At 71.8% G+C, this 22,720-nt stretch carries 23 protein-coding genes and 2 pseudogenes; 9 read left to right on the top strand and 16 right to left on the bottom strand.

The window, feature by feature from the left end:
* Window positions 1-66: 66 nt before the first annotated feature.
* The 3 genes from ACWGN5_RS37020 to ACWGN5_RS37010 all read right to left on the bottom strand — a co-directional run bounded on the left by ACWGN5_RS37020 (window position 67) and on the right by ACWGN5_RS37010 (window position 2,869).
* On the bottom strand, window positions 67-1,254 hold the full coding sequence (locus tag ACWGN5_RS37020; RefSeq protein WP_453522798.1) for a thiolase family protein: 1,188 nt from the start codon (window positions 1,252-1,254) through the stop codon (window positions 67-69).
* 150 nt (window positions 1,255-1,404) lie between these two features.
* Window positions 1,405-1,680 (bottom strand): hypothetical protein, encoded by a 276-nt coding sequence (locus ACWGN5_RS37015; protein ID WP_453522797.1) that lies wholly within the window; start codon window positions 1,678-1,680, stop codon window positions 1,405-1,407.
* 154 nt (window positions 1,681-1,834) lie between these two features.
* Window positions 1,835-2,869, bottom strand: a complete 1,035-nt coding sequence (locus tag ACWGN5_RS37010) for a LacI family DNA-binding transcriptional regulator (protein WP_453522796.1) — start codon at window positions 2,867-2,869, stop codon at window positions 1,835-1,837.
* A gap of 156 nt (window positions 2,870-3,025) precedes the next feature.
* Between ACWGN5_RS37010 and ACWGN5_RS37005 the strand changes: the two genes are divergently transcribed.
* The 4 genes from ACWGN5_RS37005 to ACWGN5_RS36990 all read left to right on the top strand — a co-directional run bounded on the left by ACWGN5_RS37005 (window position 3,026) and on the right by ACWGN5_RS36990 (window position 6,956).
* Window positions 3,026-4,300, top strand: a complete 1,275-nt coding sequence (locus ACWGN5_RS37005) for an MFS transporter (protein ID WP_453522795.1) — start codon at window positions 3,026-3,028, stop codon at window positions 4,298-4,300.
* Window positions 4,301-4,508: 208 nt separating this feature from the next.
* On the top strand, window positions 4,509-5,216 hold the full coding sequence (locus tag ACWGN5_RS37000) for an alpha/beta fold hydrolase (RefSeq protein ID WP_453522794.1): 708 nt from the start codon (window positions 4,509-4,511) through the stop codon (window positions 5,214-5,216).
* A gap of 14 nt (window positions 5,217-5,230) precedes the next feature.
* A complete protein-coding gene (locus ACWGN5_RS36995; RefSeq protein ID WP_392159057.1) occupies window positions 5,231-5,461 on the top strand; it encodes a hypothetical protein in 231 nt (76 codons plus the stop codon).
* An 82-nt stretch (window positions 5,462-5,543) separates the two neighbouring features.
* Window positions 5,544-6,956 carry a flotillin family protein gene (locus ACWGN5_RS36990; RefSeq protein WP_453522793.1) on the top strand — a complete coding sequence of 471 codons (1,413 nt, stop codon included), beginning with the start codon at window positions 5,544-5,546 and terminating at the stop codon, window positions 6,954-6,956.
* 104 nt (window positions 6,957-7,060) lie between these two features.
* On the opposite strand, the gene ACWGN5_RS36985 is transcribed toward ACWGN5_RS36990, so the two are convergent.
* The 3 genes from ACWGN5_RS36985 to ACWGN5_RS36975 all read right to left on the bottom strand — a co-directional run bounded on the left by ACWGN5_RS36985 (window position 7,061) and on the right by ACWGN5_RS36975 (window position 8,535).
* On the bottom strand, window positions 7,061-7,294 hold the full coding sequence (locus tag ACWGN5_RS36985) for a hypothetical protein (RefSeq protein ID WP_453522792.1): 234 nt from the start codon (window positions 7,292-7,294) through the stop codon (window positions 7,061-7,063).
* 147 nt (window positions 7,295-7,441) lie between these two features.
* Window positions 7,442-7,615 (bottom strand): hypothetical protein, encoded by a 174-nt coding sequence (locus ACWGN5_RS36980; RefSeq protein ID WP_392159055.1) that lies wholly within the window; start codon window positions 7,613-7,615, stop codon window positions 7,442-7,444.
* A 98-nt stretch (window positions 7,616-7,713) separates the two neighbouring features.
* Window positions 7,714-8,535 (bottom strand): TIGR02452 family protein, encoded by an 822-nt coding sequence (locus tag ACWGN5_RS36975; RefSeq protein ID WP_453522791.1) that lies wholly within the window; start codon window positions 8,533-8,535, stop codon window positions 7,714-7,716.
* Window positions 8,536-8,716: 181 nt separating this feature from the next.
* Between ACWGN5_RS36975 and egtA the strand changes: the two genes are divergently transcribed.
* From egtA to egtD, 4 genes are read left to right on the top strand one after another with little or no spacing between them, the layout of a single operon-like run.
* The gene (gene egtA / locus ACWGN5_RS36970) at window positions 8,717-9,976 is read left to right on the top strand and encodes an ergothioneine biosynthesis glutamate--cysteine ligase EgtA (RefSeq protein WP_453522790.1); all 1,260 of its coding nucleotides are present in this window, start codon (window positions 8,717-8,719) and stop codon (window positions 9,974-9,976) included.
* The gene (gene egtB / locus ACWGN5_RS36965; protein ID WP_453522789.1) at window positions 9,973-11,298 is read left to right on the top strand and encodes an ergothioneine biosynthesis protein EgtB; all 1,326 of its coding nucleotides are present in this window, start codon (window positions 9,973-9,975) and stop codon (window positions 11,296-11,298) included. Before egtA ends, egtB begins: the two co-directional genes overlap by 4 nt.
* The gene (gene egtC / locus ACWGN5_RS36960; RefSeq protein WP_453522788.1) at window positions 11,298-12,050 is read left to right on the top strand and encodes an ergothioneine biosynthesis protein EgtC; all 753 of its coding nucleotides are present in this window, start codon (window positions 11,298-11,300) and stop codon (window positions 12,048-12,050) included. Before egtB ends, egtC begins: the two co-directional genes overlap by 1 nt.
* A complete protein-coding gene (gene egtD / locus ACWGN5_RS36955; RefSeq protein WP_453522787.1) occupies window positions 12,047-13,012 on the top strand; it encodes an L-histidine N(alpha)-methyltransferase in 966 nt (321 codons plus the stop codon). Before egtC ends, egtD begins: the two co-directional genes overlap by 4 nt.
* On the opposite strand, the gene ACWGN5_RS36950 is transcribed toward egtD, so the two are convergent.
* The 3 genes and pseudogenes from ACWGN5_RS36950 to ACWGN5_RS36940 all read right to left on the bottom strand — a co-directional run bounded on the left by ACWGN5_RS36950 (window position 12,907) and on the right by ACWGN5_RS36940 (window position 16,106).
* The gene (locus tag ACWGN5_RS36950) at window positions 12,907-13,788 is read right to left on the bottom strand and encodes a lysophospholipid acyltransferase family protein (protein ID WP_453522805.1); all 882 of its coding nucleotides are present in this window, start codon (window positions 13,786-13,788) and stop codon (window positions 12,907-12,909) included. The two genes, egtD and ACWGN5_RS36950, sit on opposite strands and share 106 nt — an antisense overlap.
* Before the next feature lie 14 nt (window positions 13,789-13,802).
* Window positions 13,803-14,717 (bottom strand): GNAT family N-acetyltransferase, encoded by a 915-nt coding sequence (locus tag ACWGN5_RS36945; RefSeq protein ID WP_453522786.1) that lies wholly within the window; start codon window positions 14,715-14,717, stop codon window positions 13,803-13,805.
* Between the two features lie 138 nt (window positions 14,718-14,855).
* Window positions 14,856-16,106, bottom strand: a pseudogene (locus tag ACWGN5_RS36940) (extracellular solute-binding protein).
* A gap of 280 nt (window positions 16,107-16,386) precedes the next feature.
* Here ACWGN5_RS36940 and ACWGN5_RS36935 point away from each other — a divergent pair.
* A complete protein-coding gene (locus tag ACWGN5_RS36935; protein WP_030219873.1) occupies window positions 16,387-16,602 on the top strand; it encodes a dodecin in 216 nt (71 codons plus the stop codon).
* Window positions 16,603-16,690: 88 nt separating this feature from the next.
* Here the strand turns inward: ACWGN5_RS36935 and ACWGN5_RS36930 are convergent, their stop codons facing one another.
* The 7 genes and pseudogenes from ACWGN5_RS36930 to ACWGN5_RS36900 form a co-directional block, all read right to left on the bottom strand.
* On the bottom strand, window positions 16,691-17,179 hold the full coding sequence (locus tag ACWGN5_RS36930) for a phosphatase domain-containing protein (RefSeq protein ID WP_453522785.1): 489 nt from the start codon (window positions 17,177-17,179) through the stop codon (window positions 16,691-16,693).
* 41 nt (window positions 17,180-17,220) lie between these two features.
* Window positions 17,221-17,490 (bottom strand): hypothetical protein, encoded by a 270-nt coding sequence (locus ACWGN5_RS36925; RefSeq protein WP_453522784.1) that lies wholly within the window; start codon window positions 17,488-17,490, stop codon window positions 17,221-17,223.
* 90 nt (window positions 17,491-17,580) lie between these two features.
* Complete coding sequence (locus ACWGN5_RS36920) at window positions 17,581-17,982, bottom strand: DUF4259 domain-containing protein (protein WP_453522783.1); 402 nt, start codon at window positions 17,980-17,982, stop codon at window positions 17,581-17,583.
* 62 nt (window positions 17,983-18,044) lie between these two features.
* A pseudogene (locus ACWGN5_RS36915) lies at window positions 18,045-19,626 on the bottom strand (ISL3 family transposase).
* Window positions 19,627-19,967: 341 nt separating this feature from the next.
* On the bottom strand, window positions 19,968-20,387 hold the full coding sequence (locus ACWGN5_RS36910) for an ML domain-containing protein (protein WP_453522782.1): 420 nt from the start codon (window positions 20,385-20,387) through the stop codon (window positions 19,968-19,970).
* A 519-nt stretch (window positions 20,388-20,906) separates the two neighbouring features.
* On the bottom strand, window positions 20,907-21,728 hold the full coding sequence (locus ACWGN5_RS36905) for a serine/threonine-protein kinase (protein WP_453522781.1): 822 nt from the start codon (window positions 21,726-21,728) through the stop codon (window positions 20,907-20,909).
* Window positions 21,729-21,934: 206 nt separating this feature from the next.
* The coding region (locus tag ACWGN5_RS36900) for a hypothetical protein (protein WP_453522780.1) at window positions 21,935-22,720 on the bottom strand (786 nt) is incomplete at its 5' end.

Raw genomic sequence — 22,720 nt, 5'->3', positions numbered from 1 at the left:
CGAGGGGGGTACGGGAGAGCTTCCCGTACCCCCCTCGCGCTGTCGTGCGGCTTCGGCCGAGCGGGCTCAGCGCTCCAGGACCAGCGCGAGGCCCTGGCCGACGCCGATGCAGAGGGCCGCGAGGCCCGTGCCGGAGCCGGCCGCCGCGAGCTGGTGGGCCACCGAGCCGGCGAGGCGGGCGCCGGACGCGCCCAGCGGGTGGCCGATCGCGACCGCTCCACCGCGAGGATTCACGATGTCGGGGTCGAGTTCCGGCCATTCCGCGAGGCAGCCGAGCGACTGGGCCGCGAAGGCCTCGTTGAGCTCGAAGGTCCTGAGGTCGGCGAAGGAGCGTCCGGCCTTCTCCAGGGCCCGCCGGACCGCCTCGACGGGGCCGAGGCCGAAGAGCTGGGGCTCGATCCCGGTGACGGCGGAGGTACGGATCCGGGCGAGGGGTTCGCGGCCGGTCTCGCGCAGCCCGTCCTCGTCGACGAGGAGCAGGGCGGCGGCGCCGTCGTTGAGCGGCGAGGAGTTGCCCGGGGTGACGGTGCCTCCGTCGGGGCGGAAGGCGGGCTTGAGCTTGGCGAGGGCCTCCATGGACGTGGTGTCGCGGATGCACTCGTCGCGGCCGAGGTCCACGCCGGGGTACGGGACGACCTCGTCGTCGTAGAGGCCCTTGGCCCAGGCCTCGGCCGCCTTGCGGTGGCTGGCGAGGGCGAAGGCGTCCTGCTGCTCGCGGGTGATGCCGTGCTTGTCGGCGACGAGCTCGGCGCCCTCGCCGAGGGAGACGGTCCACTCGGCGGGCATCCGCGGGTTCGTCATGCGCCAGCCGAGGGTCGTGGAGTGGAGCTGCTGGTGGCCGGCGGGGAAGGCCCGCTCGGGCTTCTGCAGCACCCAGGGGGCGCGGGACATCGATTCGACGCCGCCCGCGATCGCGACGGACGCGTCGCCGAGGGCGATGGCGCGGGCGGCCTGGATGACGGCTTCGAGGCCGGAGCCGCAGAGGCGGTTGACGGTGACGCCGGGGACGGTGACGGGGAGTCCGGCGAGGAGGACGGCCATGCGCGCGACGTCGCGGTTGTCCTCGCCCGCGCCGTTGGCGTCGCCGAAGTAGACGTCGTCCACGCGCGCGGGGTCGAGCGCGGGCGAGCGGTCGACGAGGGCGCGGACCACGTGGGCCGCGAGGTCGTCGGGGCGGACGGAGGCGAGGGCGCCCCCGAACTTCCCGATCGGGGTGCGGACGGCGTCGACGATGTAGACGTCGCGGATGCTCATCGGTTCTCTCCCACGTGACCTTCGGAACGACTCTGTTCGCCTGGTGAATCAATCTTCGCCCGATCGGGCGCGCAGAGTCTCTGCCGGACGGCCCGCCGTGTCAACGGGCCGCTTCGGGACACCGGGGAGGGGAGGGTCAGCGGGTCGGGGTCAGCGGCTCGTGGAGGGGCGGAGGCGGACCAGGGCCGTGAGGCCGTAGTCGAGCTCGCGGCCGTCGACGAGCAGCGCCTCGACCGTGAGCGTCTCCGGGTCGATGTCGGCGCGGATGCCGTGTCCCTCGTAGATCGGGTAGCCCGTCTCGCCGTGCCGCCCGGTGGCCTCGACGACGGCCGTGCGGACGGCGCTGTCCTCGACGGCGGCGCCGCCGCGGTCCTCGACGTGCTCGGGGACCAGCAGGATCTCGTACCGCTTCGGAACGTTGCTCATGCACCGAAGCTAAGCGCTCGGCAGGAGCCGCGCCCGCCCGAGCCGGTCCCGCGGCCGGGATCGCGGGACGAGCCGGTACCGCGGCCGGGATCGCGGGACGAGCCGGTCCCGCGGCCGGCATCGCGCCGGACGGCGTTCCGGGTGCCCCGCCGCCTCAGCTGGACTCCCGCCGGACCACCCGCGAGTCGAGCAGGTCGCGGGAGAGGGGCGCGGCGTCCGGTTCGCGTACGGCGCGGTCGACCAGCTCGGCCAGCTCGCGGCCGACCACCATGTCGACCCGCACGGTGCTGAGCCGGGGCCGCAGGAGCCGGCCGAGGAGCAGGTCGTCGGCTCCGATGACGGCGGTCTCCTCGGGCACGGCGATCCCGGCGTCCTGGAGCGAGCGCATCAGGAGCATCGCGTACTCGTCGTTGTACGCGAAGACGCCGTCGAGCCCGAGCTCCCGCCACCGCGCGGCGAGCGCGTCCGCCGACTCCTCCTCGTACCGCAGCGGCAGGGGTACGACGGTGGCGCCGGCGCCCTCGGCGGCGCGGCGCGCGCCCTCCAGGCGGGGTCCGGAGAACATGGTGAGGCCCGGCTCCTCGGGCACGACGACGCCGATCCGGCGGCGGCCGGTCTCCAGGAGGTGCTCGGTGGCCACCTCGCCGATCCGCCCCTGGTCCATGACGAAGGCGTGGGTGCCCTCGACGCGCTGGGTGCCGAGGGTGATGACGGCCCGGGCGCCGGAGCGCTTGAGGATCTCGACGCCCTGCCCGGTGAGCTCGACCTCGCCGAGGGAGACCACGGCCACCGGCCGCAGCTCGGCCCAGGCGCGGGCGGCCTCGTCGGCTTCCAGGCCGACGCTGCCGTACTGCACGACCGTGTAGTCGAGGCGGCGCAGGGCCCACTGGAAGTCGTTGAAGAACTGGCTGTACAGCGGCCCGACGGGGACGTGGGAGCTCGGGAGCAGCACCATGCGGCTGTGGCCCGCGCGCAGGCTGCGTGCGGCGGCGTGCGGGACGTAGCCCAGCTCCTGGGCGGCCTCGCGCACCCGCTGCCGGGTGGGCTCGCTGATGCGGACGGCCGAGGTGTTGTTCAGGACGTACGAGACGGTGGCCCGGGAGACGCCCGCGAGGCGCGCGACGTCGGCGCTGGTCGGGACGGCCCGTCCGGTGGGGCGTTCGGGGGACTGTTCGGTTGGCTGGCTCATCGATCCGGCATCTTTCCAGAACAATCCGGCCGGGGGTCTGGCGGATGGCCGGAATTGGGTGCTACACAATGCTGACACGCGTCACTGACACGTGTCACCTCCCTCGTTCAATCCGCTTCTCGCCCCCGCATCGGGCGATCTCTCCAGGAGGGCAAAGTGGCCCTTTCCTCCCCCGGGACCGGCTCCGAGACGGGCGCCCCCGGCACCGTCGGCACCGCCCCCGGCTCCCCCGCGGCCCCCCGGCCGACGCGCGGCCTGCTGCCCCTGCTGCTCGCCGGCAACACGGCCATGTACGCGCTGTACATCGGCGTCCCCGGCATGCTCCTCGCGCTCCAGATCGAGGCCATCGATCCCGCCGACAAGGTGGCGAACTTCGGCCTCGTCTCCGGCATATCCGCGATCTTCGCCACCGTCTTCAACCCGGTCGCCGGCGCCCTCTCGGACCGCTCGGGCCGCCGCAACCCGTGGATCCTCACCGGCGGTCTGCTCGCCCTCCCCGTGATGCTGCTCCTCGGCAGCGTCCACACGATCCTGCTGGTCACCATCGCCTGGTGTCTGGGCCAGGCCGTCATGAACGTCTACCAGGCGGCCATCACCTCCGTGGTCCCCGACCGCGTCCCCATGGCCGCGCGCGGCAAGGCCTCGGCCGCCGTGGGTCTCGGCCTCCCCATCGGCTCCACGATCGGCGCGCTCCTCGGCGCGGCCTTCTCCGAGCACTACCGCACCGGCTACCTCGTCTTCGGCGCGATCGTCGCCGCCACCGCCGTACTGTTCACCACCTGCGCCCGTGAGGAGCGCATGCCCCCGAAGGCACCGCTGCCGGTCAAGGAGCAGATCGCGGCCTTCGGCAGCGCCCTGAAGGAGCACGACTTCCGCTGGGCCTTCATCGGCCGCGCCCTGCTCGTGCTCGGCTACTTCGCGGTGGCCGGCTTCCAGCTGTACATCCTCAAGGACCACACCGACCTGCCCGTCGGGCTGAGCCCCGAGGAGGCCGTGGCGATCCTCATGCCGGTGAACTCCGTCGCCATGGTGGTCTCCACCGTCCTCGGCGGCTGGCTCTCGGACCGCTTCGACCGCCGCAAGCTCTTCGTCGGCGCCTCCGCCGTGCTCGCCGCCGTCGCGCTGCTCATCCCCGCCGTCTCGGCGAGCTGGACCGCCATGCTGGCCTTCTCCGTCGTCAACGGCCTCGGCTTCGGCTGCTACATGGCCGTCGACACCGCCCTGGTGACCATGGTGCTGCCCAAGGCCGAGGACGCCGCCCGGGACATGGGCGTCCTCAACGTCGCCAACGCGGGCCCGCAGATCGTCGCCCCCTTCGTGGCCTCGCTCGTCGTGTCGCTGAGTGGCGGATACACGGCGCTCTTCCTGGTCGCGGCCGTACTGTCGGTACTCGGCGCGCTGGCCGTGCGCCCCATCCGCAGCGTGCGCTGACCCGCGTCGGCCGCGCCCCGTCCCACGGCGGGGGCCCCCCCCCCCGCGGGGCCGCGGCCGGCCCCCCCCCCCGCCGGGGGCCGCCCCCGGGCCCCCCCCCCCCCCCCCCCCCGGGGGGCCCCCCCCCCCGGGCCCCCCCCCGCCCGGCACCATCCGCAGCGGGCGCCGGCCTCCGGCGCCCGCCGAGCACCGCAGGAAAGGCGGCACCGTGCGCCTGCACACCACCACGTGGGGATCCGGCGACCGGACGGCCCTGCTCGTCCACGGGATCATGGCCGACCACCGCACCTGGCGCCGGGTCGGCCCGGCGCTCGCGGAGCGCGGCTACCGGGTGATCGCCGTGGACCTGCGGGGGCACGGCGCCAGCGAACGGGCCGCGGGCCCGGAGGCGTACCGCCCGGAGGACCACGCCGACGACCTCGTCGAAACCCTCCCCACCGGTGCCGAGTTGGCGATCGGCCACTCCCTGGGCGGGCTCGTCCTCGCCCAGGCGGTGGAGCGCCTCGCGCCCGCCCGCGCCGTGTACTCCGACCCCGCCTGGCATCTGGCGGCCGGCCCCTGCGGCTACCGGGCCGAGCTGTTCGTGCGGGGCAAGTCGATGACCCGGGAGCAGGTCAGGGGCTTCAACCCGCACTGGCCGGACGAGGACGTGGACGTCGAGATGGCGTCCGTACGGGACTGGGACGAGCGGACGGCCCACGGCCTCACGCCCTTCGTGGGAGCCGACCTGTGGCCGGTCCGGCCCGTGGTGCCCTCCCTCGTCACCCTCGCCGATCCGAGCACCCTGGTCCGGCCGGAGCACGCCCGGATGCTGGCGGAGCGCGGATTCGAGCTCCGTACGGTGAAGGGGGCGGGACACACCGTCCACCGGGACGAGTTCGACGGGTTCATGTCCGCCCTGGACGGCTGGATCTGACGTACCGTTCAGGCATGGACGACGCGTCGATGCACAGCTCGATGGTGGGACTGCTCGGCCGGGTGACCGGCACCGTCGGCCCCGGTCTCGTCGGCGAGGTGATCGTCCGGATCCGCGGCGGGGCCGAGCACTTCCTCGCGTACCCCGCCACGCCGAAGGAGCGGATCGAGGTCGGCACGGTCGTGATGGTCATGGAACATCTCCCTCCACGCACCGTCTATGTCACAGCCGCGTACGACAGTTGACCGAACCGTTGAGCTGCGCCCGTCCCAGGCGCACACTCCCTTCACCGGATCCGCACGGCTCCGGTGAAGGGGGACCTTGTCCATGGGCATCGGCATTCTGGCGGGAGTCGTCGTCGGCGCTCTCGCCGTTCTGATCGGTGTGTTCAAACTGATGTGGCGCGTCGCGGAACCCAACGAGGCGCTGATCATCTCCGGTTCCAACCACAAGAACGAGGGTCTCGGCGACGGCATGGGGTTCCGCATCGTCACCGGTCGCGGGACCCTCGTGCTCCCCGGCGTCCAGGCGGTGCGGAAGCTGTCGCTGGACCTCAACGAGACACAGCTGTCGGTGGAGTGCGTGACGCACCAGGGCATTCCGCTGAAGGTACGCGGCGTGGTGATCTTCAAGGTGGGTGACGACTTCGTGTCGATCGCCAACGCGGCCCGCCGCTTCCTCGACCAGCAGAAGCTGATGTCGGAGCGGGTGCACATCGTCTTCGCCGGTCATCTCCGCGCCATCGTCGGCGGGTTGACGGTCGAGGACATGATCCGTGACCGGGAGAAGCTGACCGGGCAGGCGCGGTCGGCCTGTGGCACGGAGATGGAGAAGCTCGGTCTGATCGTCGACTCGCTGCAGATCCACGAGATCGAGGACCCGACCGGGTACATCAAGAACCTGGCCGCCCCGCACGCGGCCGCCGTCCAGCGGGACGCGCGGATCGCGCAGGCGGAGGCGAACCGGCGGGCGACCGAGGCCGAGCAGCAGGCCGCGGCGCGCATGTCGGAGGCGACCCGCGACAGCGAGATCCTCCAGGCGGGCTACCAGGCCGAGCGGGACCAGGCCTCCGCCCGGGCCCGGCAGGCCGGCCCGCTGGCCGACGCCGCCTCGCGGCAGGAGGTCGTCGTCCAGGAGACCCGGGTCGCCGAGCTGGAGGGCGCCCGCAAGGAGCAGCAGCTCCAGGCGGAGGTCCGCAAACCGGCCGACGCCATGGCGTACGAGACCCGGACGCTGGCCGCGGCCGAGCGTGACGCCCGGATCTCGGCCGCCGAGGCCGAGGCGAAGGAGACGGAGCTGGCGAGCGCGGCCAAGGCGACCGCGACCCGCCTGACCGGTGAGGCGGAGGCGGCCGCGCAGCACGCCAAGGGCCTCGCGGTCGCCGAGGCGACGCGGGCGAAGGGTCTGGCGGAGGCCGAGGCGATCAAGGCGCGGGCGGCGGCGCTCGCGGAGAACCAGGAGGCGGTGGTCGCCCAGCAGCTGGCCGAGAAGTGGCCGGAGATCGTCTCCGCGGGCGCCTCCGCCTTCGGGAACGTCGACCAGATGGTGCTGCTCAACGGCGCCGACGGCATGGCGGACGTCTTCGCCAAGGCCCTCACCATGGGCGGGACGGGCCTCGGCCTGGCCCGTCAGCTCCTCGCGACGATGAGCCCGGCGGCGCAGGAGAAGCTGGGCGGGACGGTGCTGCCGGCGGCGCGGACCGACGAGAGCGTGGAGATCCCGGTCGGCGACGAGAAGTAGGGGGACACGACGGACGGGCCCGGCGCCGGGGACGGCACCGGGCCCGTTCGTGTGTGACCTCGGCTGCTGCCGAAGGTGACGGAGGCGTGGGGGGGCGGCTTCGGTCAGGGGAGGGTGACGTTGTTGAGGGCGTCGTGGGTGGGGAGATGGTCTACGGCGCTGCCCTGCTGGTCACCGTTTCCGAAGCTCTGGGACAGGAGTCCGAGGCCCGGGAGGTTGTTGCCGACGCTGTCGGCCGTCGCTGCCCCGGCGGAGGCCAGGACGGCGGTGGCGGCGACGGCGGCGGAGGCGAGGACACGGCGGTGGAAGATCGTCATGCCGGTCTCAACGAGACGCACCGCGCCAGGGCACGGGGCTTGCGCCACGCGGGATGTGGTGCGGCAAGGGTTCGGCGGGGCGCATTCAGGATGTGTCCTGAAGGTGCCCCGCCGTAGTTGCCGATCATCGCATCAGCAGCGTCAGAGGCCGTTGGGGCGGCGCCCCGGTCAGTTGTGGCCGAACTTGCGTTCCTTGCGGTGGGACGCGTGCTCGACGAGGGGTGTCGGTGCCACGTCTCTCGTGGGGGTCGGCGCGCTCTTCTCCTTCGCGGCCGCCTCGGTGCGGTGCTCATGGCCGCCGGTACGGGCTCCCCGGTTCGTCCGGGTCTGTTTCTTGCCCACGATCGTGCCTCCCGTGACGGGTGTCGGACGGTGGTCCGTATCCCCTCAGCCTGGCACGGGGGCGGGAGACCCGCATGTCGCCGCGTGGGCACGACGGCCTAGCGGAACGTCCGCTCGAAGGACGCCAGGGTCGGCGTGCCCGCGGATCGGTCCAGGATGGCGAAGACGATCTCCTCGAAGTGACCGGCGAAGCGGCCCTCGCCCGTGAGGAGGGCCCTGAAGGTGGCCGCGACCTCGGCCGGGTCGTTGCGGAAGACGCCGCAGCCCCAGGCGCCGAGGACGAGCCGGCGGTAGCCGGCCGCGGCGGCCGTCTCCAGGACGCGTTCGGCGCGGGAGGCGAGGGCGGCCGGTACGCGGTGGGCGAGCTCGGGGGTCTGGCGGCGGACGACGCCCGCGTTGGGCGCGGGTGAGGTGAGGAAGCCGACCGTGAAGGGCTCGGCGAGCAGCGCCCCGCGGTCGTCGCGGAAGACGGGGACCCGGGGCGAGTGGATGACCCGGTCGGTGTAGAGGGCGTCCCTCTCCGCGCGGTGGTGGGCGTAGTAGTCGGGGGCGCGCAGCAGGGTGGCGTGGAGGGCGGAGGCCCGGCAGAGGGCCTCCTCCTGGGCCTGGGCGCCGTTGAGGTAGCCGCCGCCCGGGTTGCGGGCCGAGGCGAAGTTCAGGACGGCGACCGGGTTCCGCGGGTCGGCGCGCCACATGCGGTGGGCGGCCGCCAGGGAGCTCTCGGGGGTGACGGTGAGGGTGGGCGTCCGGTCGGTGTCGGGGGTGACAGGGACGGGGGCGGGGCCGTGGAGCCGGGTTCCGGCCAGGGCCGCGGCCAGGTCTTCGGCCAGGGAGACGGTACGGCCGTCGGGGGCGCGGTAGTGGCCTGCCGCGACGATCTCCTCGGTCCGTCGCGCGATCTCGCGCAGTCGTGCACTCATGGCTCCCAGCATGATCGTTTCGTTCGGGTGGGGACAAAGGGTTTTTCCGGGGCTGCGGGGGAATCCGGACAAGCGGGGGCACAGGGGGCGCATGTGGCCCCTCCGGGGCGCTCTTGCACGCCGCCCGGTGGTGGCTTTAGGTGGAAGCAGCAGCTCGACCCGAGGATCAGGAGGTGCACGGATGTCGCCGAGCGGCATACCGCGTGGCGGTCCCCCTCTCACCGAGGCGGAGGCGGAGGACCTGCTGCGATGTATCTGCTTCAAGACCGGTCCGCCCCGCACGGTGGGGGTGGAGCTGGAGTGGCTCGTGCACGAGCTGCGCGACCCCCGTCTTCCCGTACGGCCGCCGAGGCTCGCGGCCGCGCTGGACACCGTACGGGCCCTGCCTCTGGTGTCGGCCCTCACGTTCGAACCCGGCGGGCAGCTGGAGCTCAGCTCGCGCCCGGCCGGCTCCCTCATGGAGTGCCTCGACTCGCTCGCCGCCGACCTGGGCGCGGTGAGGGCGGCGCTCGGGCCGCTCGGCCTGACCCTGAGCGGGTACGGGGTGGATCCCTGGCACGCGCCGCGTGACCGGGTGCTGCACGAGCCGCGGTACGACGCGATGGAGACCGCGCTCGGCCGGACCGGTCCCTCCGGGCGGGCGATGATGTGCGACTCGGCCTCGGTGCAGATCTGCCTCGACGCCGGTCTCGAGGAGCCGGGTCCGCTCGGCTACCACCGCCGCTGGCAGCTGGCGCACCTGCTCGGCGCGGTGCTGGTGGGCGCCTTCGCCAACTCCCCGGTGCACGGTGGTCGCCGCACCGGCTGGCGCTCGACGCGGCAGGCACTGTGGGCGGATCTCGACCCGCGGCGGGCGCTGGCGCCGTCGCCGGACGGGGAGCCGCGCACGGAGTGGGCGGCGCACGTCCTGGACACGCCGGTGATGTGCGTACGGGCCGAGGAGGGTCCGTGGGCGGTGCCGGAGGGGCTGACGTTCCGGGAGTGGCTGCGGACGGGCCTGCCCCGTCCGGCCGACGCCGACGATCTGCGCTATCACATGACGACGCTGTTCCCGCCGGTGCGGCCGCGCGGTCACCTGGAGCTGCGGATGGTGGACGCGCAGCCGGGCCCGGACGGCTGGATCGTGCCCGTGGCGGTGACGACGGCGGTGTTCGACGACCCGGAGGCGGCGGAGAGCGTGTACCGGGCGGTGAAGCCGCTCGCCGAGCAGGCGGGCCCCGGGCCTGCCCCGCGCAATCCGCTCTGGCTCGCGGCCGCCCGTGACGGTCTCGCCGATCCCGAGCTGCACGCGGCCGCGCGTGCGGTGTTCTCCGCGGCGCTCGACGCGCTGCCCCGGATCGGGGCGAGCGAGGAGGTGCGGCGGGCGGTCGCCGCCTTCCACGAGCGGTATGTGATCCCCGGGAGCTGCCCGGCCGACAACCTCCAGGTGGTGACGTCATGACCGTGACCGAGACCGGGGCGGACCCCGAGGCCTTGCGGCGTCGGGCGCTCGAAGCCCTCACCACCGCGCGCGAGCGCACCGCGCTCCTCACCTCCTGCGTGGAGGACGGCGAACTCACCGCGCAGCACTCGCCGTTGATGTCCCCGCTGGTCTGGGACCTGGCGCACATCGGCAACCAGGAGGAGCAGTGGCTGTGGCGGGCCGTCGCGGGGCGCGAGGCGCTGCGGCCCGAGATCGACTCGCTGTACGACGCGTTCCAGCACCCGCGGGCCTCCCGTCCCTCGCTGCCGCTGCTCTCGCCGGTCGAGGCCCGCGGCTATGTGGCGGACGTCCGGCTCCGGGTCCTCGACGTCCTCGAAGGGACCCCGCTGGAGGGGCGGCCGCTGGTGGACGCGGGCTTCGCGTTCGGCATGATCGCCCAGCACGAACAGCAGCACGACGAGACGATGCTGATCACCCATCAGCTCAGGAAGGGGCCCGCGGCCCTGACCGCTCCCCCGCCGCCGGTGCTGCGGTCCGGTCCGCTGCCCACCGAAGTCCTCGTCCCCGGCGGTCCGTTCACCATGGGGACCTCGGACGAGCCGTGGGCCCTGGACAACGAGCGCCCCGCGCACGCCCGGGTCGTCCCCGCCTTCCACATCGACACGACACCCGTCACGAACGGCTCCTACCTCGCCTTCATCGCCGACGGCGGCTACACCGACCGCCGTTGGTGGCGGCCGGAGGGCTGGGCGCAGATCAGGGAGCACGGCATCGGGGCCCCGCTGTTCTGGCGCAAGGACGGCGGGCAGTGGCTGCGCCGGCGGTTCGGGGTGACGGAGCCGGTGCCCGAGGAGGAGCCGGTCCTGCACGTCAGCTGGTACGAGGCGGACGCCTACGCCCGCTGGGCCGGGCGACGGCTGCCGACCGAGGCGGAGTGGGAGAAGGCGGCCCGCCACGACCCGGTCTCCGGGCGCTCCCGCCGCTACCCGTGGGGCGACGCCGAGCCGGGCCCCGAGCACGCGAACCTCGGCCAGCGGCACCTGCGGCCCGCCCCGGCGGGCAGCTACCCGGCGGGCGCCTCGCCCCTCGGCGTACGGCAGCTGATCGGTGACGTGTGGGAGTGGACGGCGAGCGACTTCCTGCCGTACCCGGGGTTCACGGCCTTCCCGTACAAGGAGTACTCGGAGGTGTTCTTCGGGCCGGAGTACAAGGTGCTGCGGGGCGGTTCCTTCGCGGTGGACCCGGTCGCCTGCCGGGGCACCTTCCGCAACTGGGACCTGCCGGTGCGGCGCCAGATCTTCTCCGGCTTCCGGACGGCGCGGACCGCGGAGCTCGACTGATGTGCCGTCATCTCGCGTACGTGGGCGGGCCGGTGGCGCTGGGAGAGCTGCTGGTCCGGCCGCCGCATGCCCTGCTGCGCCAGTCCTGGGAGCCCCGTACGCAGGACAGCGGCGTCGTGAACGCCGACGGCTTCGGCGTCGGCTGGTACGCCGAGGGGGATCCGGTGCCGGCGCGGTACCGGCGGGCCGGGCCGATCTGGGGCGACCTGTCCTTCGCGGACCTCGCCCGGGTGGTGCGCTCCGGGGCGTTCCTCGGGGCGGTCCGGGGGGCCACGCTCCCCGGCGCCGACGGGGAGGCGGCGGCGGCGCCGTTCACCTCCGGGCCGTGGCTGTTCAGCCACAACGGCGCGGTCGGGGGCTGGCCGGACTCCCTCACGGCGCTCGCCGCGACGCTGCCGGCCGGGGAGCTGCTGCGTCTGGAGGCGCGCACCGACTCGGCGCTGCTGTGGGCGCTCGTCCTGCACCGGCTGCGGGCCGGGGACGAGCCGGGGGCGGCCCTCGCCGACACCGTCCGGGAGGCCGCGGCTGCGGCCCCCGGGTCCCGGCTGAACCTGCTGCTCACCGACGGTGAGCGGATCGCCGCGACCGCCTGGCGGAACAGCCTCTGGTACCTGTCGGGCCCCGGCCGGGTGGTCGTGGCCTCCGAACCGTACGACGACGATCCGCGCTGGCGGGAGGTGCCCGAGCGGACGCTCGTCACCGCCGACCGCGCCGATGTCACCCTCACCCCGCTCAAGGAGCCGTCCGCGTGAGCCCGTTCCAGCTGACCCGCACCCTCGCCGCGGACGCCGCCGGCGCCGATCTGCGCACCGACGTCCTCCACGGTCTGACCCGCTCCCCCAAGGAGCTGCCGCCCAAGTGGTTCTACGACGCCCGGGGCAGCGAGCTCTTCGAGGAGATCACCCGGCTGCCCGAGTACTACCCGACGCGCGCGGAGCGGGAGATCCTGGTCGCGCGGGCGCCGGAGATCGCCGCCGCGACCGGGGCGCGGACGCTGGTGGAGCTCGGTTCCGGTTCCTCCGAGAAGACGCGGTTCCTGATCGACGCGCTGCTTCCGGGTCTGGAGGCGTACGTGCCGGTGGACGTGAGCGAGTCCGCGCTCGTCGGCGCGGCCGAGTCTCTGCTCGCGGACCGGCCGGACCTGTGGGTGCACGCGCTCGTCGCCGACTTCACCCGGGGTCTCGCGCTGCCCGGGACGCCGGGCCCGCGTCTGGTGGCCTTCCTCGGGGGCACGATCGGCAATCTGCTCCCCGCCGAGCGGCGCACCTTCCTGCGGTCGGTCCGCGCCCTGCTCTCGCCGGGTGACGCGCTGCTGCTCGGCACGGACCTCGTGAAGGACGAGGCCACGCTCGTGGCGGCCTATGACGACGCGGCCGGGGTGACGGCCGAGTTCAACAAGAACGTGCTGTCCGTGATCGACCGGGAGCTGGGCGCCGACGCCGATCCGGCCGCCTTCGACCACGTGGCGGTGTGGGACGCCGAGCAGGAGTGGATCGAGATGCGGCTGCGCGCCCGTCGCGCGCTGACCGTGAAGATCCCCGAGCTGGATCTCGTGGTGCCGTTCGCGGCGGGCGAGGAGCTGCGGACGGAGGTGTCGGCGAAGTTCCGTCAGGCCGGGGTGCGGAAGGAGTTGGCGGACGCGGACCTGGAGCTGGCCCGCTGGTGGACGGACGGCGAGGGCAGGTTCGCGCTGTCCCTGGCGACGGCTCGCTGAGCGGCGGCGGCCAGGGCCCGGCGGTCTGGATACTGAATGCTGGATATCGGATCCAGTATTCGAATATCGGCGACCATGTGCCGCGTACTGACGACCCGCCACAAGGACGCGCCCAGCGGATCGTCCGCGACGTACGCGGCGGCGTCCGTGGGCCGGTAGTCGAGCCGTACCGGCTGCACGGCGCAGCCGCTGTCCAGGGCCGCCTGGAAGGCCGCCGGGCGGAAGCGCCCCCCGGCCCGCCCGCACCAGGTCGACCCCTCGGGGAAGACGACCACCCGGCCCCCGCCGGCGAGCACCCCGGCCATCGCCCGGACGGTGCCGGGCAGGGCCCTGAGCCGGTCGCGGTCGATGAAGAGGGTGCCGCCGAGCGCGGCGAGCGTGCCGAGGACGGGCCAGCGGCGGACCTCCGCCTTGGCCACCATCCGACCGGGCAGCACGGCGGCGAGGAGGGGGATGTCCAGCCAGGAGACGTGGTTGGCGACGACGAGCAGCGGGCCGTCGACCGCGGCGGCCGACCCCTCGTACCGCACGCGCACGCCGAAGGCCCGGACCACCGCCCGCAGCCAGACGCGGACGAGGGCGAGCCGGGCGGCCGCCGGGAGCAGCCCGGCCGCCGGGGCGAGCAGGATGCCGAGGAGGACCGCGCCGAGCCCGGCGGTCAGCCGGGCGACGGCGAGCACGGCACCGGCCCGGTCCGCCGGGTGGTCACGGCCGCCGGACGGGTGGGCGGCGCAGAGCCCCGGGGTGCAGGGCGCCGTGGGCAGCCACGGCGACAGGGCCGTGGAGCCGTTCACCGCGCCGGGGCGAGCGAGAGGAAGTGGTTGAGGTAGCGCGGGTTCGTGCGGCGCAGCGAGAGGAGGACGTACAGGTCGGCGGTGCCGAAGTCGGGGTCGTGCGCGGGGGCGCCGCAGACCCACGCGCCGAGCCGCAGATAGCCGCGGAGCAGTGGCGGGAGCTCGGTGCGGCCCTCGGGGAGGGCGATGCCTTCGGGGCTCCACAGCTTGTGCGGGGTGACCCAGTACTCCTCGGGGGCGAGGTGCTTGGCCTTGACGGTGTCCCAGGTGGCGGCGGCGAGGGTGCCGCCGTCGGCGAGCGGGATCGAACAGCAGCCGGCGAGCCAGTTGTGGCCGGTGCGGGTCATGTAGCGGGCGAGGCCGGCCCAGATGAGGGCGATCACGGCGCCGTTGCGGTGGGCGGGGTGGACGCAGGAGCGGCCGACCTCCACCAGGTCGTGGCGGACGGGGGCGAGCCGGGTGAGGTCGAACTCGCTCTCGGAGTAGAGGCGTCCGGCGACGGCGGCCCGGTCGGGCGGCAGGATCCGGTAGGTGCCGACGATCTCGCCGGTGCTCTCCTCCCGTACGAGGAGGTGGTCGCAGTACGCGTCGAAGGCGTCGCCGTCGAGGCCGGGCTCGGGCCCGTCGAGCAGGGCCCCCATCTCACCGGCGAAGACCTGGTGGCGCAGCCGCTGGGCGGCCCGTACGTCCTCCTGGTCCCGGGCGAGACCGACGAGGTACCGGGGCGTGGGCTGCTCGGCCGGGTCCTGGGGCGGCGCGGGGACGGCGGCCTGGGGCTGCGCGGGAACGGCGGCTTGGGGCTGTACGGGGACAGCGGCCACGGGCTGTGCGGGAACGGCGGCCTGCGGCTGCGCGGGGACGGCGGCCTCGGGCTGTGCGGGAACGGCGAGCGTGTGCGTCGGTGCGGACATGGCGGGCGCCTCCGGCGGACGGAAGGGGAAGGGGCGGGGCCGGGCCGCGTGAGCGGTGGCCCGGCCCCTTACTTCTTCCGTCGCCGACTGGATTCGACATGACCGTCCGGGGGCTCGCGGGTGTGCGAACGCTGAATGCTATTCGGCGAGGGTGTCCGTGATCGCGGTCGAGGCAGCCTTCGCCGCCTTCACGGGGTCCTCGCCCTAGAGGACGGCCGTCATGTACGGCTTGATGGGGTTGTCGGCCTCGACGTCGGCCCACTGCGGGGAGTTGGGGGTGGCCCGGCCGCGTGCCGCGCCCTTCGCCATGACGGCGGTGGCCTCCTGGCCGGCGACGACGGAGGCGAGCCCCTTCTTGTTCGGCACGTACCCCATGGCGCGGGCGAGTTCGGTCTGCCACTTCTCGCCGGCGAGCGCCTTGACGACGTCGAGGGCCGCGCCGCGCTCGGGCGCGTTCTCCGGGATGATCAGGTCGGAGCCGCCGGTGAAGACGGCGCAGGGCCGGCCGGCCTGCTTGCCGGGTATCGGGAAGTAGCCCAGCTTGTCCTTGAGGTCCGGGTTGGCCTTGAGGATGGCGGCGACGGCGCTGGGCGTGGCGATGAGCTGGGCGACGTCGCCCTTGGCGAAGACGTCGGCCTGCGGCGGGGTCTGCTCGTCGGCGTTCTTCGGGCCGGAGCCGAGGGCCTGGAGCTGCTTGTAGAAGGCCATGCCGCGCTGGGCGGCCGGGCTGTCGAGCGCGCCGGTCCACTGGCCGCCCTTGTCGACGGCGAGTTCGCCGCCCTCGTCCCAGATGAAGCCGGCGAGGGTGTACCAGTCCTGTCCGGCGAGGTAGATGCCCTGGGAGCCGTTCTTGTTGAGCTTCTCGGTGTCGTCGAGCCATGCGGCGCGGGTGGCGGGCGGCTTGTCGAGGCCGGCGTCCTCGAACAGCTCCTTGTTGTAGATGACGATGCGGTTGGCCGCGTACCAGGGGATGCCGTACTGGGCTCCGCCGATGCTGCCGGGCTCGGCGAGACCGGGCAGCCAGTCCTCGCTGCCGAGGTCGCGGACCGATTCGAGGGTGAGGTCGAAGAGCTTCTCGGTGTCGGCGTACTGGGCGACCTGGGTGTTGCCGACCTCGATGACGTCGGGGCCGCCGGAGCCCTGGATCGCCTCGGTGACCTTCTTCCCGATGCCGGTCCACTCCTGGATGGTGAACTCGAGCTCGACCCCGGCGTGCTCCTTCTCGTACGCCTCGGTGAAGCGCGCGAGGAAGTCCTCGCTGACGCTGTCCCGCATGAGCCAGACGTTCACGGTCCTGGTCCCGCCGTCGCCGCCCGGCAGCATCCCGCAGCCCGCGAGGGCGAGCGCGGTGGCGGCGGCCAGGGGGCAGGCGAGAGGGCGATTCTTCACGTGGGTCACCTTCAGCTCAGGTTCAGCACAGGGTCGTGCGCATGGGGGGCTGACCCGGCATGGGGGGACCGAACGGGGTGTTCGCGCGGGCATGTGGCCTGGATTCTGGTCTGGACCAACGGGATGGTCAAGTCCTTGACGATCCCGCTCGACACCCTGATGGACGATCCGCTCCCTTACCGTCGGTAGTTACTCGTGGATCGCCCGGCCCCCGTCGTGTCGCGCGCCGACGCGCCCTGGGGCACCGTGGAGGGAACGCACCGAGAGGAGTTCGGCCCCCATGTCGAATCACACCTACCGAGTCACCGAGATCGTCGGCACCTCCACCGAGGGCGTCGACCAGGCCATCCGCAACGGCATCGAGCGCGCCTCCCAGACCCTGCGGGGACTCGACTGGTTCGAGGTGACGCAGGTACGCGGCCACCTCGTCGACGGCGCGATCGAGCACTACCAGGTCGGCCTGAAGGTCGGCTTCCGCCTGGAGGACGAGACCTGACCCGCTCCGGGCACCACGCCGCCCGTCGGGTGGTGCCGCCTTGCCGGACGCGGCGGCCCGTCCGCTGCGGCCTGTCAGGTACGGCCCGTCACGTGCGGCCCTCCTTCTCCTGAGCCTCCCTCAGCACCTCGGAGGGCTCCGCCCAGCGGGCCCGTACGACACGGAAGCCCGCCGCCTCCGCCGCGTCGCACACCGCCAGGTCGTCGTCGACCAGCATCCTGACCGTGCGGTCGGCGGCGAGGCGGCGCAGGATCTCCACCTTGGTCACCCGGGCCGGCCGGAAGTCGCGATTGCGTCGCATGTGGACCGCCCCCTCCGGGAGCCCCTGCCCGGCCAGCCACTCCAGGGTCGCCCGGCGGCACCGCTCCGGCCGCCCGGTGAGGTAGACGACCTCGCACTCCTCGGCCGCCTCCAGGCACAGCGCGATCCCCTCGTCCAGCGGCGGATCGTCCGGCGCCGCCGCGAAGAAGGCGTCCCAGTCCTTGGGCTTGCGCTCCAGGTAGTGCTGGCGGTGCGCGGTCGCGGCCAGGGTGTTGTCGAGGTCGAAGACGGCCAGGGGCCTGTTGTCCGAAGTCACGCGCCCAGCCTAGGAGCCGCGGGCCGGGGTTCTCCGTGGGGTCACTGGAAGCCGATCCGCTGCGGGTGGGCCGGGTCGGCCGGGCAGGTGTGGACGCGCATGAGCCCACGGCCCAGGTGGACACCGACCGGGTCGATCACCCGCAGATCGTCCGCGTCCCGCCGGTCCTCGACCGGCAGCCAGCTCCGCGAGGCACCGTCGCACTCCACCGCGGCGACGGTGAGCAGCGGCGGCATCGGCCAGCCCGGGGCGAGGGAGAGGTCGCTCATGTAGTCGATCTCTTCGGGTTCCCGCGCGCGTGCGGCGGCCATGGCCGCCTCGTACTCCTCGTACGTCGGCTTTGTTCGTGAGAACGGGTTCTGGCTCAGGTTTTGTGGTGCCGATACGGTGAGTGATCACAGCTAGTCGAATGCGCGAAGGATGACCTGAACTTTTTCGCGCCACTCCGCGGCAGTGCTGCTGTCCACCCACCCCTGGGCGAGTTTGGATCCATCACCCAGGACGCGGCGGAGCGCTTGACGGGCCATGGCACGCATCGGCTCTGGCATCTGGAGAAGTGCCCTCGCCGGCGCGTCCTCAGGGTTCGTGGGTATATCGCTTTCCTCGGCATAGCCGATGGCGTAGGCAGCGGCGGCCACTGCCTCTGCTCCGTCCTCGCCATCGACAACCGAGCCGGAATCGACCACTCGCTGGAACGCTTCCTGGATGGCGGCCACGGCTTCCTGCGGCGGCAGACCGCGGAGCCAGTCCCTGAAATCGTCGGCGAGGTCGCTTTGGAACGGTCCTGTTCCCCACGTGCCCATATGTGTCTCCTGGTATTCGCTGACCGAGCCAAGGCCAGCATCTCAGCAGCTACTGACACCGTTCACGACGCAAGGAGCACACGCTTGCGGAGCAAGGCAGAGCCGGCGCGGCCGAACATCTGGCGCTTGAGCATCTTGATCCGGTTGACGTGGCCTTCGACGACTGCGGAGTTCCAGGGCAGGGTGAGGCCGGCGGTGATGGCGTCGAGATCGCGGGCGATGCCGGCTGCGAGAGTGTGGAGGCTGGGCAGGTTGTCCTGCCGGACGGCGTCGAGCCAGGCCGGTAGGTGCTCGCCCTGGCGCTCGGTGAGCATGGTCGCGAAGGAGCGGACGTGGCGGGTGAGGGCGTCGAGCTCTGGGCAGTGGGTCCGGACGGTCTTGAGCTGGAGGTGTTCGGCTTCGGTGAGGGTTTCCGGGCGGCTGAGGACCCATCGGGTGACTGCTCGGGGCGAGGGCGGCCGGGCGGTCACAGGCCGCGGTGAGGTTCGCCTCTCGTGCAGGTAGGCGCGAACGCGCTGGTAGCTGCCCTTGTAGCCGAGCGGCACGATCTCCTCCCACAGTTTCCAGGCGTTGGTGCGGCCGTCCGTCCACCTGTCGTCGAGGTAGGGCTTGTAGTCGTCGAGGACCGAGGGTCGGTTCTGCCACTGCCCGGTGAACAACTCCTCCGGGGCCGCAGCGTCGGCGAGCCGTTTGACCGTGCGCCAGGTCATGCCGAGCTGACGTTGGATCGAGCGGTGGCTGTGCCCGGCCGCCAGCAGCGCGTGGACGGCCGCGTGCCGGGCCCGGACGCGGTCGGCGAACCGGTGGCCGGTCGGCCAGGGCGAGCCGGGCGGCCCTTCGTCTTCTGGATCGGGCGTCGGCTCTGGCTCGGAGGCCGTAGGGACGAGGACTTGCAGGCAGCGGCGGTGCTGGGCGACGGCCCGTTCTGCGGCTTCGCCCACGTTGTGCCACAAGTGCCACCGGTCCGCGACCTGGACGGCCTGCGGGGCGCCAACGGCCGCACCCTCGGCAAAGAACGGAGCCCGGTCTCGGCAGACGACCTCGATGCCCGGCCGTTCGGCGAGCCACGCGGCAAGGGTGGACGCCTCCCGGTCGGGCAGCAGGTCGACCGGTCGTCGGGTCTCGACATCGACCAGGACGGTCCAGTAGTGCCGTCCGTTGCGGGTCGCGTAGTCGTCGACACCGACCACCCGCGGGACGGGCAGATCAGGCTCCGGCAGGGCGCCGACCAGGCGCAGGACAGTGCTCCGGCTGACATCGGCGCCGAGCACCCGGGACATGCGGGCGCCAGCCCGGCCCGCCAGGGCCAGCCCGATGTCGGCGAGCGTCGAGCGGAGCCGTTCCGTTCGTTGGCCGTGGCGGCGCGTCAGCCCTGGCACCTGCTCGACGAACGTCCGCCGCCCACAAGAGGCGTTCGAGCAGGTGAACCGCCGCACTCTCAGCCGGAGGACCACGCTCCTTCCGCCACTCGGTACGTCGGCGGGAAACCGCAGATAGGAGCCGTGAACACTCCGACCATGTCCCGCACAACGGACATGACGCGCCAGCGGCCGTGCACCGGGCATCGACGCGCACTATCGCGATGTTCACGTCCACCGACAGCACCGCCACATCCGTTCCGGACGGGAACAACAGATCCTTCAGCCGAACCCCGAGGTCATCCACGGCCCCGAACTGTCATCCCAGCCACCCGAACGGAGAGGCATTTTCGGGCAACCTCGCAGACCTGCCCCCGACCTCTGTCGTCACTCAACGTGGCTAGACCACAGAACCTGAGCCAGAACGCGAGTTACGTTACGGGCGTCGTTTGTTGACGAGTTCGGGAGGCACCTCAAGGGCGGGCAGGTCGATGCTTGCGAGTTCGGGTTCAACCGGACCAGCCTCTGCCACTGCGGCCTTCCACGTTCCCCACGCTGACGCACGGGCGCCCGCCACACGCAGCGTGTGGCGGGCGGCATCCGGGACGGGGACGGCGGGCGTGCGGGCTACCGGGGTCGGCGGAAGTCGACGTGCAGGTTGAGGTCCATGAAGTCCTTTTCCTCCTCGTCGCCGGTGTACGACTGGAGGTAGATGCGGAAGTCCCCCGTGGGGAGTTCCTTGGGGAGCTTGAAGGTCCAGGTCTGCTTCCACGGCCCGGCAGGCGCTTGCGTGTCCCCCTCCAGCTCCGCCCCCAGCGTCTTCAGGACCTCGGGCAGCGTGGCCGTTTTCCGAATCAGCGTGATGACCCCCAGCTTCACCTGGAGCAGGCACTCCACCTGGGCCAGGTCGACCTGCTCGCTCAGGTGGCCGACCATCTCCCACCGCAACTCCTTCCCGCGCTCGGGGAACGAGGGCGTCAGGGTGATGTCCTGGATTTGGAGGACGTATGTTTCGTCACCGCGGTCTTCGATCAGATCGGTAGCCATGCACTGAGGGTAGCCACTCAACTACCCGCAGCGCCCGCTCGGCGCTCCGCTGACCTGCCCCGAACCCATCAGTTCCTGAGTCACAGGGCGCGTTACCGCTGCCTTCGCTGACGGGTGGCCCCACTCACTCTCCAGGCCATGAGTGACTCCCAAACTCGGTTCTGGCACAGATCTTGGGGAGCCGTCGCGGAGCGTTACCCAGCACCGGGTAGGAGCTGTCCGGCCGATCATGAGCGCGGCGCCTCCCGTCTTCTGAGTTGGAGCTGGACGGCGGCACGCTGGCCGGCACCGCGGTGCTGTGGAGCATCGACAACCACAACCTGTCCGCGCGGCTGCTGCCGTCCTCCAAGGGCTACGGCACCGACGCGGTGGCGGTGCTTGCCGCTACGGCCTTCGTCGTGCGCGCACAGCGCCCGTTGCCGACCAGGGGCAGGGCCGAGCCCGGTCCCTGGTCGGCCTCCGAAAGGTCACCTCACCTCATGTCCACACCAACGACCCGTGAGCGGAGCAGTCACATGGTCAGGTGGGCAACACTTCAGGCCCGCCAATGGCAGCCCGCAGCTGTTCCGTAAATTCCAGACAGGAGCCGTAGCGGTCGTCAGGGGCCTTGGCCAGAGCAGTCCGCATCACATCATCGACATGCGGCGGGATCCCGGGACGCCTCTGGGACAGGGGAGGCGGCTCATCGTGCTTGTGCGCCCACATGAGCGCCGTGTCTCCGTCGCGGGGGAAAACTGGATCGCCGGCGATGGCTTCGTAGACAACGCAGGCCAGGGCGTAGAGGTCGGTGGCCCTGTTCACCGGATGGCCAGATATCAGCTCCGGCGCCACATAGTCGAGCGTACCGGCGAACGGACCTGTGCGTGAGAAATTCTCCGTCAGTGTCCGTATGTCGATTCCGAAATCCGTAAGGTAGGCATACTCCGGACGGTCCTCGTCGGCGCTTCTTACGACGAGGATGTTCCCGGGACTGACATCACCGTGCACCGCACCGTGCTTATGCGCGGAGTCCAGAGCCGACGCGACCTGCCCGGCAATACGTATTGCACCAGTCACCGAAAGTGCTCCGTATTGGTCAAGCAGCTCCCTCAGGTTCGGCGCGGCAATGTAGCGCATGGCGATGTACAGAAATCCATCTGCTTCGCCCGCTTCAAATATCGGCACAACATGCGGATGGTCGATCGCAGCGACGATGCGGGTATCACGCGCAAAGTTCCGGCGGAACGTTTCATTGCGTCCCACTTCCGGCGCCAGCAGTTTCAGTACCAGAGTACGGTCCAACCTGAGGTCCCTCGCCCGATAGACAACCCCTGTTCTCCCACGGCCGATCTCGCTTTCCAACTAATAACCTGCAATTTGTGCTCGACTAGGGGCGGTAGGGCGATCGCCATACGCTCCCCTGTGAACCGGAGCGCGTGCCATCAGTCACCACCTCGCCGGGCTAGGGATTACTCGATCCCATTTTATCCGCTGATCGCCCGGCGGGCTCGTCGGCACCTTCCTCGTCGGGGCGTTGACTGGTTGGGAGTGTGGGCGTGAGCTGGTCTTCACGAGCGGTTCAACCGGAAGCGGCGTTTTTGCGGGAAGCGCTCTTGCTCGGGGTCCAGGAAGTCGATCAAGTCCATCAGGGCTACCTGCAGCTCTACCACGCGCGGGTGCTGTCCCTCCAGCGAAGCCAATTCGGCGATGCTGTCGGAAAGACGTGTGAACCAAGCGGCGAACCCCGGGTCCGACTCCAGTCGTGCGCAGAACTCCGCGTATCCGATGCAGCTGTCGGCGTCCTTTCCCTTCTTGATGACGAGTTCCCCGATGGCCCTCTGATCGCTGCGAAACAACTGGAAGTGTCGATCCGGGTAGGCGTCATCATTCAGAACACTACCGATACGGGCAAGCAACGCCACAATTCGACGGTTCGCCTCTTTGTTGCCAAGATCAAGGAAATAGATGCGCCGCCTGAGGATCTCGACCCATCCCAGGTACTCGGCGAACACGTGCAGGGTGCTGCGCACTGCATACATCTGGTCGTGAGGGTGCACGAAGTACACCCTCAAAAAGCGCTGGCCGGCGATGCTGTAGAGGCGGGACTGAAAATCGAAGGCGGCCCAGAGCAGGGGGTCGCGAAAGCGGCTCATGGCGTCCTGCCGCTCCAGCATGCGATTGCGCTCGGCGGTCTGTCGATCCAGATCGGCTTTAAGGAGCGAATTCTTCCTGTTTGCTTGGGAGCTGTAGGCTACGCTTCCCAGGGCCACAGCACCGGATAGGGAAGCGACAATGAGTTCCGTGTTCATGGCATTGCGTCGAATGGGGTCGAAGAGCAGGACAGGATAGAGATT

It is taken from the genome of Streptomyces sp. NPDC055815 (assembly GCF_053616475.1).
This window is presented reverse-complemented; position numbering and strand designations above follow the sequence as displayed.